Annotated in this window: 19 protein-coding genes; all 19 read left to right on the top strand. The window is 62.4% G+C overall.

The annotated features are described in order from the left end of the window. Nucleotides 1–8 precede the first annotated feature (8 nt). The 19 genes from B9Z50_RS00595 (at nucleotide 9) to B9Z50_RS00505 (ending at nucleotide 14359) form a co-directional block, all read left to right on the top strand. Nucleotides 9–362 carry a hypothetical protein gene (locus B9Z50_RS00595; RefSeq protein ID WP_108361784.1) on the top strand — a complete coding sequence of 118 codons (354 nt, stop codon included), beginning with the start codon at nucleotides 9–11 and terminating at the stop codon, nucleotides 360–362. Further along, complete coding sequence (locus B9Z50_RS00590; protein ID WP_108361783.1) at nucleotides 362–901, top strand: DUF1833 family protein; 540 nt, start codon at nucleotides 362–364, stop codon at nucleotides 899–901. Before B9Z50_RS00595 ends, B9Z50_RS00590 begins: the two co-directional genes overlap by 1 nt. Beyond that, entirely contained in the window at nucleotides 898–1308 is a 411-nt protein-coding gene (locus tag B9Z50_RS00585) for an NlpC/P60 family protein (RefSeq protein WP_108361782.1), read from the top strand. The genes B9Z50_RS00590 and B9Z50_RS00585 overlap by 4 nt, the downstream gene beginning before the upstream one ends. After that, a complete protein-coding gene (locus B9Z50_RS00580; protein WP_108361781.1) occupies nucleotides 1290–4178 on the top strand; it encodes a host specificity factor TipJ family phage tail protein in 2889 nt (962 codons plus the stop codon). The genes B9Z50_RS00585 and B9Z50_RS00580 overlap by 19 nt, the downstream gene beginning before the upstream one ends. Nucleotides 4179–4212: 34 nt before the next feature. Continuing rightward, nucleotides 4213–4551 (top strand): hypothetical protein, encoded by a 339-nt coding sequence (locus B9Z50_RS00575; RefSeq protein ID WP_108361780.1) that lies wholly within the window; start codon nucleotides 4213–4215, stop codon nucleotides 4549–4551. 13 nt (nucleotides 4552–4564) lie between these two features. After that, nucleotides 4565–4768, top strand: coding sequence for a hypothetical protein (locus B9Z50_RS00570; protein ID WP_108361779.1), 204 nt, complete (start codon nucleotides 4565–4567; stop codon nucleotides 4766–4768). A 31-nt stretch (nucleotides 4769–4799) separates the two neighbouring features. Then, on the top strand, nucleotides 4800–5999 hold the full coding sequence (locus tag B9Z50_RS00565; protein ID WP_108361778.1) for a hypothetical protein: 1200 nt from the start codon (nucleotides 4800–4802) through the stop codon (nucleotides 5997–5999). 42 nt (nucleotides 6000–6041) lie between these two features. Next, nucleotides 6042–6245 (top strand): hypothetical protein, encoded by a 204-nt coding sequence (locus B9Z50_RS00560; RefSeq protein WP_108361777.1) that lies wholly within the window; start codon nucleotides 6042–6044, stop codon nucleotides 6243–6245. A gap of 13 nt (nucleotides 6246–6258) precedes the next feature. After that, the gene (locus B9Z50_RS00555; protein ID WP_108361776.1) at nucleotides 6259–7209 is read left to right on the top strand and encodes a hypothetical protein; all 951 of its coding nucleotides are present in this window, start codon (nucleotides 6259–6261) and stop codon (nucleotides 7207–7209) included. 9 nt (nucleotides 7210–7218) lie between these two features. Further along, complete coding sequence (locus tag B9Z50_RS00550) at nucleotides 7219–7452, top strand: hypothetical protein (protein ID WP_108361775.1); 234 nt, start codon at nucleotides 7219–7221, stop codon at nucleotides 7450–7452. After that, nucleotides 7439–7831, top strand: a complete 393-nt coding sequence (locus tag B9Z50_RS00545) for a cupin domain-containing protein (RefSeq protein WP_146183137.1) — start codon at nucleotides 7439–7441, stop codon at nucleotides 7829–7831. Before B9Z50_RS00550 ends, B9Z50_RS00545 begins: the two co-directional genes overlap by 14 nt. Before the next feature lie 71 nt (nucleotides 7832–7902). Further along, nucleotides 7903–8199: a DUF6127 family protein gene (locus B9Z50_RS00540; protein ID WP_108361773.1), complete on the top strand. Its 297-nt coding sequence runs from the start codon at nucleotides 7903–7905 to the stop codon at nucleotides 8197–8199. After that, nucleotides 8196–8444 carry a hypothetical protein gene (locus tag B9Z50_RS00535; RefSeq protein ID WP_108361772.1) on the top strand — a complete coding sequence of 83 codons (249 nt, stop codon included), beginning with the start codon at nucleotides 8196–8198 and terminating at the stop codon, nucleotides 8442–8444. Before B9Z50_RS00540 ends, B9Z50_RS00535 begins: the two co-directional genes overlap by 4 nt. After that, the gene (locus B9Z50_RS00530; protein ID WP_233249696.1) at nucleotides 8444–8953 is read left to right on the top strand and encodes a lysozyme; all 510 of its coding nucleotides are present in this window, start codon (nucleotides 8444–8446) and stop codon (nucleotides 8951–8953) included. The genes B9Z50_RS00535 and B9Z50_RS00530 overlap by 1 nt, the downstream gene beginning before the upstream one ends. Then, nucleotides 8950–9435 (top strand): hypothetical protein, encoded by a 486-nt coding sequence (locus tag B9Z50_RS00525; RefSeq protein WP_108361770.1) that lies wholly within the window; start codon nucleotides 8950–8952, stop codon nucleotides 9433–9435. Before B9Z50_RS00530 ends, B9Z50_RS00525 begins: the two co-directional genes overlap by 4 nt. Nucleotides 9436–9606: 171 nt before the next feature. Next, nucleotides 9607–10563 carry a transcription/translation regulatory transformer protein RfaH gene (gene rfaH, locus B9Z50_RS00520; RefSeq protein ID WP_233249695.1) on the top strand — a complete coding sequence of 319 codons (957 nt, stop codon included), beginning with the start codon at nucleotides 9607–9609 and terminating at the stop codon, nucleotides 10561–10563. Nucleotides 10564–10680: 117 nt separating this feature from the next. Further along, on the top strand, nucleotides 10681–12261 hold the full coding sequence (locus B9Z50_RS00515; RefSeq protein ID WP_255418350.1) for a recombinase family protein: 1581 nt from the start codon (nucleotides 10681–10683) through the stop codon (nucleotides 12259–12261). Nucleotides 12262–12356: 95 nt separating this feature from the next. After that, the gene (locus B9Z50_RS00510; protein WP_108361769.1) at nucleotides 12357–13307 is read left to right on the top strand and encodes a ParB/RepB/Spo0J family partition protein; all 951 of its coding nucleotides are present in this window, start codon (nucleotides 12357–12359) and stop codon (nucleotides 13305–13307) included. Next, a complete protein-coding gene (locus tag B9Z50_RS00505) occupies nucleotides 13304–14359 on the top strand; it encodes a plasmid partitioning protein RepB C-terminal domain-containing protein (protein ID WP_233249694.1) in 1056 nt (351 codons plus the stop codon). The genes B9Z50_RS00510 and B9Z50_RS00505 overlap by 4 nt, the downstream gene beginning before the upstream one ends. Nucleotides 14360–14494: the final 135 nt, after the last annotated feature.

The raw sequence follows: 14494 nt of genomic DNA, 5'->3' as shown, positions 1-14494 counted from the left end.
AGATAAATATGGCCACCTGGCCCACAACCTTGCCTCGGCCCTTGGTCGCGGGCTATGCGATCGCGCCTGTGGATGCCACCGTTCGCACCGACATGGAGGCTGGAACGCCCCGTGTGCGCCGCCGCAGTGCTGCGCGCAATGACCAAGTGAGTGCGTCCTGGCGTTTCTCCGATGCCCAAATGGCAGCGTTTCGCGCTTGGTTCGATGGCGACTGCGCCAATGGAGCCAGTTGGTTCACGGTCGACCTGAACACCGGGGACGCCGGATTGCGTTCGGTCCAGGCCCGCTTCGTCGGCCCCTGGCAATCTGAAATGCAGCCTGGCCCGCGTTGGCAGGTGAGCGCGAAACTGGAGGTTCGTTGATGCCGGATGACACTTTGAGCTTGGCGATCAAGGAGGCCTACGCCAGCGCACCATCGAACCTGGTGATTCACCACACGCTGGAGATCTGGCATCCGAACTTCAACACGCCGATCCGGGTGGTGCGCGATCACGTGGATCTCACAGCCAAGCTGGAGTCCAGTGCGCCTCGCAACGCCGGTCAGTACGTCACCTTTGTGGGCTACGCCTTTGATGTGGTGCCGCCCGAGGTCACGCACACCGCCGTGCCGCAATGCGTGATCGAGATCGACAACGTCAGCCGGGACATCCTGGCCAACGTGGAGGCGTCTATGAACGGACAGCCTGGTAGCAGCGAGTTGATCACCGTGACCTACCGGGCATTCCTGTCGTCGGATCTCATGGCACCGCAGAACAACCCACCGCTCACGCTCACTGTGATGTCGATTACCGCCACGGTGTTTCGGGTGCGGGCCACCTGCGGATTTCCGAATCTCGCCAACCGGCGGTTTCCTGGCCTGGATTACACGGCCGAAGTATTTCCTGGACTGATTGCGCAATGAACCCTTCAAACCATGATGACAGCGCACCGCACTGGGCCAGCCAGTACATCGGCCAGCCTTGGGTGGCGGGCAGCAGCGACTGCTGGTCGTTTGCATGTCGGGTCTGGCGTGAGCGGTTTGGCTGGGATGTGGCGGTCATTGATGTGGATGCGACCAGTCGCTTGGCCTCGCTGCGTGCCTTTGATGATCATCCGGAGTATGGTCATTGGCAGAGTGTGAGCGAGCCGCGTGAAGGCGATGCCTGTTTGATGGGCAAGTCCGAACGCCCGAGCCACATTGGCATCTACCTAGAGGCCGATCGGGGTGGTGTGCTGCATTCCCTGGAAACCGCCGGGGTTGTATTCACCCCGGTGGCCGCGTTGCCCAGCGTGGGCTTGAGGGTGCTGTCATGGCATCGACGGCGCTGATTTCCCACAGCCACCCGTTCGCCCACAGCATCACCGTACGCAACCCTTTCCATCCGCACCAGGACCGCCAGATCACGGCGATCCCGGGGCCGGTGCCCCTGCGTGCGCTGGTGCCCGAGATGGATCAGCCCATCCTTGTACTGCGCAACGGTGAAGCGCAATTGCGGGCCACGTGGGACCAGCCGGTTCGCTGCGGGGACTTGGTCGCCATCATCGTGCTGCCGCAAGGCGGTGGCGGTGGCGGTGGTGGTTCCAACCCATTGCGCATGGTGCTGATGCTGGCAGTGATGGTGTATGCGCCGGTATTGGCTTCTGAACTCATCGGTATCAATGGCGCTGCGGTTCTAGGCTCTATGGGGGTGACGGCGGTGCAGGCCGGTGCCACCATGCTGGGCATGGCCTTGGTCAATGCGGTGATCCCGCCACCCAAGCCCACTACCGCCCAGCAAGCCGCGAGCCTGGCCGCCCCGTCGCCCACTTACAACCTGCAGGCGCAGGGCAACATGGCCCGGCTGGACCAAGCCATTCCGGTGCAGTACGGACGGGTCTGCGCCTACCCGGACTTCGCCGCACAGCCTTATGTGGAATACGCGGGCAACGAGCAGTACCTGTACCAGCTGTTATGCCTGGGCATGGGTGAGTACGAGATTGAAGCGGTTCGGATTGAGGACACCCCGGTCGCGAACTTTGCCGAGATCGACTATGAGGTGATTCCACCCGGTGGCGCGATCACCAAGTTCCCGACCAATGTGGTCAGTTCGGTAGAAGTCTCTGGCCAGGAGCTGGCTGGCAGCATTGCTGCCACCTACACCCAGTCCGGCACGACGATCACGGTCACGCTGAATGCTCATGGGTATGCCGTGGGCCGGGTGCTGTACCTGGATGTCACGTCTGGAACTTCAGTCGATGGCGCTTACACCATTGCCACGGTCCCAAGCGCCGACACCTTCACAGTGACGGCTGCCAGCAGTCTCTCGACCAGTGGAAATGTCACCCTGCAGCACTACATCGGTGGCTTTGTGGCCAATGCTTCTGGCACCCAGGCCAACACCCTGGGACTGGACTTCGTGCTCTCGCGAGGGCTGTATGAGGCCCAAACCGACGGCACTTTGAGCGAATTGACGCTGTCGCTCGCCATTGAGGCGCGCACAGTCAACGATCTGGGCGTGGCAACGGGCAACTGGTCCGTGTTGGGTCAGCGCTTTTACACGGCCAAAACCACCACGCCGCAGCGCTACTCGGAGCGTTTCACGGTGGCGGGCGGCCGCTACGAAGTGCGTGTACGACGCCTGGATGCCAAGCAGACCGACACCCGCTTTGGTCATGAAATCCTCTGGGGTGGCCTGCGGGCCTACCTGCCCGAGACGCGGACCTTTGGCAATGTGACCTTGATTGCGATGCGCATGCGCGCGTCCAACAACCTCTCGGCTCAGGCTTCGCGGAAAATCAACGTGGTCTGCACCCGCAAGCTGCCGGTGTGGAATGGCAGCAGTTGGTCATCGCCGGTGGCCACCCGAAGCATCGCCTGGGCGCTGGCCGATGCCTGTCGCAACACCACCTACGGGGCCAAGTTGCCCGACGCGCGCTTGGACCTGGCCGGGCTGAAAGCGCTCGATGCACTTTGGGTCAGCCGGGGCGACGAGTTCAATGCCCGCTTTGATTCGGCGCTGAACTTCTGGGAGGCGATCACCAAGATCGCGCAGGCGGGGCGAGCCAAGCCTTACATGCTCGGCGGCATCATCCGGTTCACCCGTGATGGCGCGCAGAGCCTGCCGGTGGCCATGTTCTCGATGCGCAACATTGTGCGTGGCAGCTTCGGCGTGGAGTACCTGCTGCCGTCGGACGACATGGCCGATGCCGTAGAAGTCTCGTACTGGGACGCCGAAGTCTGGGCCACACGCCGTGTGACGGCCAAACTCACTGGCAGCACAGCCGCCAAACCCGCCCGAATCGAACTCTTCGGTGTCACCAGTCGCCAGCAGGCCTACCGAGAAGGGTTGTACCAGGCGGCCAGCAACCGATACCGCCGCCGATTGGTGAAATTCACCACCGAGATGGAAGGCTTCATCCCGGCGTTTGGCGACCTGATCGCCATCCAGCACGACATGCCCGCCTGGGGCCAGTTTGCCGAATGCACAAGCTGGAATGCGGCCAGCCGAACACTCACTGTGTCTGAGCCGCTGACCTGGACCACCTCCAATCATTACATTGGATTTAGGACCAAAGCCGGTGGCGTGGACGGACCCTATGCCGTCAGCCGTGGGGCAGCAGATAACGAGCTGGTCCTGACAACCCAGCCTATGACCGTGCCTTACACCGGACAGGATTACGAGCGCACCCACATCGCGTTTGGCTGGGGCGAGACCTGGCGGCAGTTGGCCAAGGTGATTGCGGTCCGTCCGCGCGGCCTGCACCAGGTCGAGATCGAAGCTATCAACGAGGACCCGTCGGTGCACAGCGCCGATCAGGGTGTCACTGCCCCAGCGGTGGTGACGAGCCAGTTGACCACGCTCTACACGACGCCGCTGATCGCCGACCTGACGCTGCGATCTTCCACCACCGACAACAGCAAGGCGTTGTTGACCTGGACGCCCGCACCGGGCGCTGAGACCTACCAGATCGAGATGGCAGCGGGCAGCAACCCGTACGCCGCCAACCTGGTCTGGACCCGGGTGGGAGAGACCAGTGCCAACAACTTTGCGGTCACATCCCTCTATGGCGCGCAAACCCTGATCCGGGTGCGTGGCGTGGGCATGACCGCAGGGCCTTGGGTGGCGCTGTTCTATGGCAGCAGTGCCGACTACATGTGGGTCAGTGACGCCCAGTTGATGTGGCAGACCGATGCCGCGTCACCGATGTGGCGCTATTGACCGATCACCAAAACTCAAAAACAGGAGTTATCCGATGAGTGCCCCGAAGTACGACATCCAGCTGGCGCAAGGGGAAACCTTCTACACAGCACTCACCCTCGACGAGGGCGGGGCGGTGATGGACCTGACGGGCTATGTCTTTGAAGGCCAGATCCGTGCCACGCCGGAAGACCCCACCGTACTGGCGAGCTTTGGTTTTGATGAAAGTCGGCTGGCCAGTGGCATGGTGGCCATCACCTTGCCCGCGTCGGTTACCAGTGCCTTGCCGGTGCGCGCTTGCGTGTACGACCTGTTCATGACCAGCCCGGCAGGGATTCGCACCCAACTGCTCAGGGGCAATGTGCTGGTGTCCATGCGGATCACTCGCGATTGAACAGCAGTGACTCATGGCCATCCGCATCTCCATCACCACGCCGCGCCAGCCGGGCGTCACCGTTCAAACCGAAACCCAGACCGTGCGCGTGCAGCCGCAAGGCTTGCGCACGGTGCTCACCAATATTGGTGTGCCAGGTCCCACTGGCCCCAAGGGTGACAAAGGCGATCAGGGCGTACTCGACCCCAACGCCGTGATCGACGCTGGTTACTTCTGAATCCCCCACTTTCATATTAAGGAGCGATTGCATGCCCCAAACCCTACAGATCAAACGCTCGACCACCACCGCCACGCCACCCACACTGGCCGTGGGCGAATTGGCCTGGTCCGAGGTTTCAGACAACCTGTTCATTGGCGAAAGCGGAAATGTCGTCACGCCCATCGCAGGGCCAGGTACCTTTGCCCGCAAGGCGGACAGCCTGGCCATCACCGGCGACGTGTCCGGCACCGGAACTGTGTCTGCTGGTGTGGCGGTGGCTTTGCCAGCGACTGGTGTCACCGCTGGCAGCTACGGCAGTGCCACCCAGGTTGGCCAGTTCACGGTCGATGCCAAGGGGCGACTCACGGCGGCGGCCAATGTGACGATCACGCCCGCTTGGACCTCGATCACGGGCAAGCCAACCACACTCAGTGGCTACGGCATCACCGATGCCTTGGGCCTGACCACTGCTGCGCCCAGTGCGCTGGCGGCCAGTGCAACAGTCGGCACCGCTACCACCGCTGCTCGCGCCGATCACGTCCACGCTTTGCCCACACCAGCCGCGATCGGTGCCATCGCCACCACGGCCATTGGTGCGGCCAACGGCGTGGCGGGTCTGGGGGCGGATGGCAAAGTGCCCACTTCGCAGTTACCGGCGGTGGCCATTGGTGGCATGAACTACCAGGGCACCTGGAACGCCAGCACCAACACCCCCACCATTCCAACGGCCTCCAGCAGCAACAAGGGCTTCTACTACAAGGTCGCCACGGCCGGTGTCACCAGCGTTAGCGGCATCACCGACTGGCAGATTGGCGACTGGATCATCAGCAACGGATCCGCCTGGGACAAGATCGACAACACCGACTCGGTCTCCAGCGTCAACGGTGCCACGGGTGCTGTGACCATCACCACCATCACGGGCAATGCGGGTACCGCCACCAAGCTCTTGACGGCTCGAACCATCGCCATGACGGGTGATGTGAGTTGGACGTCCGCCGCCTTTGATGGCTCGGCCAACGTCACGGGTTCTGCCACCTTGGCCAGCACCGGTGTGGCTGCCGCCAGTTACGGCTCAGGCGCGCTGATTCCCACCTTCACCGTGGATGCCAAAGGCCGGCTCACAGCAGCGGGCACCACCACCAACACCCCTGCTTGGTCCAGCGTAACGGGCAAGCCCACGACGCTGGCGGGCTACGGCATCACGGACGCCTTGTCCACGAGCGCTGCCATCGACGGCGGCACGTTCTGAAATTTCTTCAACCCCTCTGCTTAGAGAAAAGGAGGCCTGTTTATGGCTCAAGTGATCAAAGTCAAGCAGTCGTCGGTGGCGGGCAAGGTGCCCACCACGGCGCAACTCCAACTGGGCGAGTTGGCGCTCAACACGACCGACGGCAAGCTCTACTTCAAGAAGAACGTCAGCGGGACAGAGTCCATCGTGACGGTCTCGGCTTCAACGACTTCTCAGGGTGCCAATACCTTGATGTGGACGCAGTGACAAGGAGACGCACATGCCAGCCTTACCACCGATTTCTAACTTCACGGGCTCCACAGTCACCGAGGGTCAGTTCAAAACGGCGCTGAACGATTTGCGCGCCTACCTGGCAGGACTGCTTGGGACAGACGGAAACGCAGCCACCGCGCTGGCCACCCTGGGTTCTCTGGGGTCTGGCTACGTCAGCAAAACAGCGACCTATACCGTGGTTTCAAGCGACCGGGGCCGGATGATCGACTGCAGCGGGACATTCACGCTGAACTTGACCGCTGCCGCCACGCTGGGTGCGGGTTTCACCATCGCTGTGCGCAATTCAGGCACCGGTGTGGTGACTTTGGATCCCAGTGGAGCCGAGTTAATCGATGGGGTCGCCACCGTGACGCTCGCACCGGGCGAAGCCTACGACCTGTATTGCACCGGAACTGCCTGGAGATCATCCGGGCGAGTGCTCACCACATCCTTTGCCACAGACGAATACGTCAAGCAAAGTTTCAGCCTGTTCCAGACGTTCAGCTCGCTGGCATCCGGAGCCAGCCGCTCGATTGGCTCGCCGAGCTACATGATCTGGTCGAGTTATTCCAACACGCAGTGGTCTCGCGGCACTTATTACACGAACATGTTCTACATGGCGTCGCAGGGCAAGAGCACCGTGCAGGTCAATGTGGGCAACTGTCGGCACACGATTTGGAACTACAGCACCACCAAGTCGATGCAGATCAATTTGACAGCGGTGATCAACTTCGCGGCTGACGACACCTACGGGTTTCAGATCCGCCAAAACGGCTCCATCGTCGGCACCTATGGCACGTACTCGGCCCGGGGCGTGCAGACCTACAACTTTGGCACGTTCACAGTGCCGCCCAACAGCACGGTGACGTTTGACCTGTATGGCTCGATTTTGAGTGGGTCGAGCGGCGACTCGATCTATGTGAACTCGTTCACGGCCACTTACAACCAGTTCGTTTGAGGAGGAGTGATGCAACGACTTTATTTCAATTTCCAAAAAGGGGATGTCCGGCTCGTGCCCCTGGCGGACTGTCCTGCGATCGAGGACGAAACCAGCTTCCCGAATGCGGACATTCCAGACGACGTGACCATGGAGATGGTCAGCTTCAAAGCGGTTGACGGTCGTCTTGATCCTGTCATCACGTACCCATCCATACCCATCACATCAGAGCCACAACCAGGAGGTATCAATGGCCAGCCCTAAATCCCCACCTAAATCTCAGTTGAGCCTGATCAGCAACCTCTGGATCAAGCTGATGACTTTTGAAAACGCAGGTGACGTCAACGAGGGTCACAAGCACGCGTTTGATCACCCCACCTTGCTGGTCAAGGGGCGGTTGCAGGTGGATGTGGATGGTGCTGTGTCGGAGTTCACCGCCCCTCACATCATCTTTATTGCCCGCAACAAGGTCCATACCCTCACCGCGCTGGAGGAGGGCACGGTAGCGGCCTGTATTCACGCCTTGCGTGATGGTGAGCGGGTGGAGGACATCGTTGATCCCGCCATGATTCCGGCGGGCATCAATCCCAACCACCTGCCCGAGTTCATCAAGCCACTGGCCAAGGCCGATCACTTCGCCTGAAGCACAGACCCGTTATTCACGCCCGCCTGGAGACATCCAGTGCGGGCATTTTGCATTTTGGAGACCCAACCATGGAGAACGCACAAGAACTTGGTTCGCCGCAGCCCATCACCCTGCGCCCCGAGGATCTGGACGACCTGCTCACCCGCGCTGCTGAGCGTGGTGCCGAGCGTTGCCTGGCCCACCTCGGCCTGGAAAACGGCCATGCCGCGCGCGACATCCGCGAACTGCGCGACTTGCTCGAAGCCTGGCGCGAGGCTCGTCACACCGCGTGGCAAACCATCATCAAGGTGGCGACCACCGGGCTGCTGGCCGTCATCCTGGTCGGCGCGGCCATCAAGTTGAAGCTCATGGGAGGCACGCAATGAAGCCCCTGCTGAAATCTCTGTCCAGTCTCAGCCTGCTCACCAACTGGCCGCGCGTCCTGCGCCAGGCCTGGAGCATCCGCTTCTCGCTCCTGGCCGCCTGCTTCACGGCGGCCGAGGTGGTGTTGCCCTTCTTGGGCGACCTCTTGCCCCGGGGCCTGTTCGTGCTGCTGGCCTTTGGTGCCAGTCTGGGCGCCACCGTGGCGCGCCTGGTGGCCCAGCCCAAGATGCATGAGGTGGAGCCATGATGCGCCCCCGCACCGCCGTGGCCGCGCTGGGCCTCTCTGCCGCTGCGCTGGTGGGCCTTGTGCTGCACGAGGGCTACAGCGACCGCGCCATCATCCCGGTCAAGGGCGACGTGCCCACCCTGGGCTTTGGCAGCACCACCCGCGCTGACGGTTCGCCCGTGCGCCTGGGCGACACCACCACGCCACCCCAGGCCCTGGCCCGGGCACTTCGCGATGTCCAGCAATTCGAAGGCGCCCTCAAAGCCTGCGTCACGGTGCCGCTGGCTCAGCACGAGTACGACGCCTACGTCAGTTTTGCCTACAACGTGGGCCCGCGCGCGTTCTGCCAGTCCACCCTCGTCAAAAAGCTCAACACACAGGACTACCCCGGTGCCTGCCAAGAGCTGCTGCGCTGGCGCTTCTTTCAGGGCAAGGACTGTGCGCTGCCCACCAACGCGCGGCTGTGTGGTGGTCTGGTAACACGGCGAGAAGCCGAATACCGGCAGTGCATGGGCGAGGCCGCGCCATGAACCTCATTGCCTGGCCATACCGGCTGCTGGCCCTGGCGGCGCTTTGCATCGCCCTGGCTGGCCTGGGCTGGCTCAAGGGTGCGAGTCACGTGCAGGCTCAGTGGGATGCCGCCACAGCCAAACAGCAGCAGGCCCACGCCCAAGCGCAAACCCGGCAAGCCGAAACCACCATCCAGGTCGTCACCCAGTACGTCGACCGCATCCAGGTCGTCCGAGAAAAGGGCGACACCCTCATCCAGGAGATCCCCGTTTATGTTCCCGTCCAAGCCGATGCTGCTTGCACTGTCCACCGTGGCTTTGTCAGCTTGCACGACGCTGCCGCCGCCGGCGAGCTGCCCCAGTCCGCCCGAGATGCTGATGCGCCCGCCGAAGGGCTTGCGCTCTCTGCCGTTGCCGCCACCGTCGTCACCAACTACCAAACCTGCCATGAAAACGCCGAGCAACTGAGAGCCCTGCAGGACTGGATCCGCCAGACGCGCTAGCGAGCGGGTCAATTCCGGCAGCGCTGCGCCGTTGCATCACACACCCGAAGACCCCGTCTTCATCATCTGCCAACCCCGGCAGTTGGTGAAGGCGGGGTCTTTTGTCGTTTGTGGTGCGCATTTGCGCAGCATTGACTTGGCTTTGTTCGCAAACAGCGCCTTCATCGGAGCATGCAGAACAAAGACACCCGTTCCACCCCAATACCGGCCACCACGCTCAGTGCGCCCCAGGTCGCTGATCGCATGGGCTTGACCACTCGGCAACTGCAAGACCTGCGGCTGCGAGGCATCGGCCCGCCCATCGTGCAGCGGGGCTTGTCGATTCACTACCTGCCGGCCGATGTGCAGGACATTGAGCGGCACGAGGCCGCGATGCTGATTGAGCAGGTGCTGGCCAGCGATCGGCCGTTGACCTTGCTGCGGGCGATGGCGGAGCATGTCGGTTTCAAGCTCTCGCCCATCCTGCAACAGGTGAACGTGCCAACCGAATCGGTGGTTCCCGATCCAATTTCGGTTTCGACACCCCCAGTCCCGACAGAAGAAGCGCCTCCAGCAACCGACTCGGTTTCCCTGGTCGCAGAGACCGAACCGGCGCCCGCTACGCCACCGGCGTTGACGGTCATCACATCCCCGTCGACGGCTTGGTACCTCGTCCACACCAAACCCCGCCAAGAAGAAATCGCCCTGATCAACCTGGAACGCCAGGGCTACGAGTGCTACCTGCCGCAGATGCGCATAGAGCGGATTCGCCGTCGCAAAGCAGAGGTCGCCACCGAGCCCATGTTCCCGCGCTACCTGTTTATCCGGCTGGACAGCAGCGACCAAGGCAAGAGCTGGTCACCCATCCGCTCCACCCTGGGGGTGAGCCAGTTGGTGCATTTCGGGGCTCCGGCGGCCAAGGTGGATGACACCCTGGTCGATCTGCTGCGCCAGCGGGAGCGGGCCCTGCCCACTGAAGCCATGTTCCACAGTGGCGATTCGGTGGTCATTGCCGACGGCCCGTTTGCCGGTATCGAGGCGATCTACCAGACGGCGGATGCTGAGTGCCGCGCTTTCATCCTGCTGGAAATCCTCTCCAAACCCGTGTCGATGAACATCGATGCCGGGCGGCTGCGCAAGGCCGGCTGAATCATCGGCGACCACCGTCGCTTTCTTCGCCTTATCGCCTTCATTCTGCGCCGAATGCCTTGATACGTCTTGGCCTTCGAAGCAAACATGGCTCAAACGAAAGAGCGCAGAAAGAACATGGCCACAGCATCCGAACCCACCCCAGAACCACCGACACCACCGGCATCCACACCCGCCTTCCGCGCCGCCCAGTACGTGCGCATGTCCACCGAGCATCAGCAGTACTCCACGCACAACCAGGCCGATAAGATCCAGGAGTACGCCGACCGTCGCAACATCCAGATCGTCCGCACCTACGCCGACGAGGGCAAAAGCGGGCTGTCCATCGATGGCCGAGCTTCGCTGCAGCGCCTGATTGCCGATGTCGAATCCGGCAACACCGACTTCAACCTGATCCTGGTCTACGACGTCAGCCGCTGGGGGCGGTTTCAGGATGCGGATGAGTCGGCGTATTACGAGTACATCTGCAAGCGCAAAGGCATCGCGGTCTCCTACGTCGCCGAGCAGTTTGAAAACGATGGCTCCCCGGTCTCGACCATCGTCAAGGGCGTCAAGCGTGCCATGGCCGGCGAATACAGCCGGGAGCTTTCTGCCAAGGTGTTTGCCGGCCAGTGCCGCTTGATCGAGATGGGCTATCGCCAGGGCGGCCCTGCAGGCTTTGGCCTGCGCCGGGTGCTGATTGACCAGGCTGGCCAGGTCAAAGGTGAATTGAAACGCGGCGAGCACAAGAGCCTGCAGACCGACCGGGTGATCCTGATGCCCGGGCCAGATGCGGAAGTGGCCACCGTCAACCAGATCTACCGCTGGCTGGTGGAGGGCGATCTGCCACTGGCCGAAATCGTCAAGCTCCTGAACGACCAGCCAATCTACACAGACCAGGACCGCCCCTGGACCTATAGCACCGTGCGCCAGGTGCTGACCAACGAAAAGTACATCGGCAACAACGTCTACAACCGCCACTCCTTCAAGCTCAAGAAGAAGCATGTCGACAACCCGCCCGAGATGTGGATCCGCAAGGAGGGGGCATTTGACGGCATCGTGCCGGTGGCCACCTTCATGGCCGCACAGGAAATCCTTGCCGAGCGCAGCAAGAAGCTGACCGACGCCGAACTGCTCGACCACCTCAAGGCCTTGTACGCCGAATGCGGTCGCCTGTCGGGCTTCATCATCGACCAGGCCCCGGCGCTGCCCAGTGCAGCCACCTACATCCAGCGCTTTGGCAGCCTGACCCGGGCCTACGAACTGGTGGGCTACCACTGCCCGCGCAGCACTGAGTTTCTGGAAATCAACCGGCGCCTGCGCCAGCTGCACCCGGAAATCGTCAGCCGCACCGAACACACCATCGCTGAACTGGGCGGCCACATCACCCGCGACCCCAAGACCGATCTGCTCACCCTCAACGACGAGCTGGTCATCAGCCTGGTGCTGGCCCGCTGCCAGACGGCGGCCAACGGCCACCAGCGCTGGCGCATCCGGTTTGATCCGGCCAAGTTCGACCCGGACATCACGGTGGCCATCCGGCTGGATGCCGCCAACACCGCCGAGCTGGACTACTACCTGCTGCCCCGGCTGGACCTGCCCGATCAGGAAATCCGCGTCAGCAACAGGAACAGCGCCGACTTCGAGTGCTTTCGCTTTGACGACCTGAACTTCTTCTACGGCATGTCGGAGCGCGAGCGCCTGCAGCGCCGTGTCTGAACCCAACCCCAAAAAACCAACACCCACCACCCCCAGAAAGGAAGCCCACCCATGAACCCGAGCCCAACCCACCCGCCACAGCACAGGAGCCCCTCATGATGACCGGCACCCCCGACACCGTCACGCTCGTCCCCATCAACCGCATCGAGATCCTCAACTCCCGCGACCGCAACATGAAGGTCTTTGAGGAGATCGTGGACAACATCCGCGCCATCGGCCTCAAAAAACCCATCACCGTGGCCGAGCGCCCCGGCGACGATGGCGACCCCCGCTACGTGCTGGTCTGCGGCGAGGGGCGGCTCAACGCCTTCCGCATCCTGGGCGAGACCTATATCCCCGCCCTGGTGGTGGACGTGACCGATGAAGACGCCTTCATCATGAGCCTGGCCGAGAACATCGCCCGGCGCGGCTACCGCCCGCTGGAGATCCTGGCCGACATTGAGGTGCTGAGGAAGCGCGGCTACAGCGCCGAAATCATCATCCAGAAAACGGGCCTGTCGCCCAAGTACGTCAAAGACATCGTCTTCCTACTCGACCAGGGGGAGGAGCGCCTCATAGAAGGCGTGCAGCGCGGCACCATCCCGCTGACCACCGCCTTGGAAATCGCTCGCGCCAACGAAAACGCCACCGAGGGCGACGGCCAAGCCAACCTGGGCGACCTGCTGCAAGAAGCCTACGAAAACGGCCAGCTCAAGGGCCGCCAGATCATCGAAGCCAAGCGCCTGATCGAAAAACGCCTGGAACACGGCCCAGCATCCCCCAACCGCGACCAGATCAAGCCCCCCACCTCCAGCTACAGCCTGGTGCGTACCTATCAGCGCGAGGTGGAGCGCCAGCGCAAGATGGTCCTCAAAGCCGAGCACGCCCACCAACGGCTGCTCCTGGTCGTCCAAGGCCTCAAAAAGCTGTTCGCCGACGAGCACTTCGTGAACCTGCTGCGCGCCGAAGGCCTGGACACCCTGCCCAAGTACCTGGCCGAGCGGATCAACACCCTGGGCAGCGCCAGCACCCCCGACCACCCCGAACTCGAAGGAGCCACACTGTGAATACTGCACGCCAAGCCAACCACCACGCCCCACACAGCAACCTCACCGAGATGTACCCCGGCATCTACCGCCCAAGCAGCGACAGCACCCACGACGGCGACGACGGCCCCAACCTACCCACCGGGCCGCTGAACACCCTGCTGGGTTTCGAGCTGGAGACCTACCAGATCCCGCTGGACCAGCTTCTGCCCAGCAAGAAGGTACCGGACGGCGTCATGAGCACCCGCAAGTACAAACAGATTGTCTCCTCCATCAACGAAGTGGGTCTGATCGAGCCGCTGTCCGTCATCCAGCCCGACCGCAAGAAGCCCGAGTACCTGGTACTGGACGGCCACTTGCGCGTGCTGGCCCTGAAGGAACTGGGCATGAGCGTCGGCCCCTGCCTGTTCGCCAAGGACGATGAGACTTTTTCCTACAACCACCATATCAACCGGCTCTCGACCATTGCCGAGCACTACATGATCCGCCGCGCGATTGACCGGGGCGTGAGCAAGGAGCGGCTTGCCCGGGCATTCAACGTCAACCTGAGCTCCATCAACCGGCGCATCAACCTGCTAGAAGGCATCTGCCCCGAGGCCATCACCCTGCTGCAAGACAAACAGTTCACCCCAGACGTCACCCGCATCCTGCGCAACATGAAGGCCGCCCGCCAGGTGGAGGCCGTGGAGCTGATGATTGCCAGCAACACCATCACCGTGGCGCATGCCGAGGCCCTGCTCAAGGCCACGCCGCCGGAGCAGCGCACCGACGTCAAGCCCGCCGAGCGAGAAAAGAAGGCCGCGCCCATCGAGCAGATCGAAAAGCTGGAGAAGGAGATGAGCCAGGTGCAGGAGAAGTACCAGGAGGCCGAAAGCTCCTACGGCTCCGACCTGCTCAACCTGGTGGTGGCCAAGGGCTACCTCACCAAGCTGCTGGCCAACGGAGCCGTCAAGAGCTACATCGGCCGGCACGAGCCCGAAATCCTGACCCACCTGGAGCTGGTGGTGAACACTGTCAGCATGGAAGAGGCCGTGCAACAGCAGCAGGCCGAGACTGCCGAAGCGGCCCAATAGGAGGCGACCCCGGGGCTCTGACACGGGGCGCCACCCCGGAGCAGCCCAATACTGTTCTTGATTCGAAAATTAATTCTGTTCAGATCTCGAACGGAAGCCGGTTCTGCGGTAAACTTGTTCGACTTCTTACGGAAG

It is taken from the genome of Limnohabitans sp. Bal53, from assembly GCF_003063355.1.
Taxonomy (GTDB): domain Bacteria; phylum Pseudomonadota; class Gammaproteobacteria; order Burkholderiales; family Burkholderiaceae_C; genus Limnohabitans_A.
The sequence above is the reverse complement of the archived record's forward strand: the minus strand, read 5'-3'. Positions and strand labels throughout refer to the sequence as shown.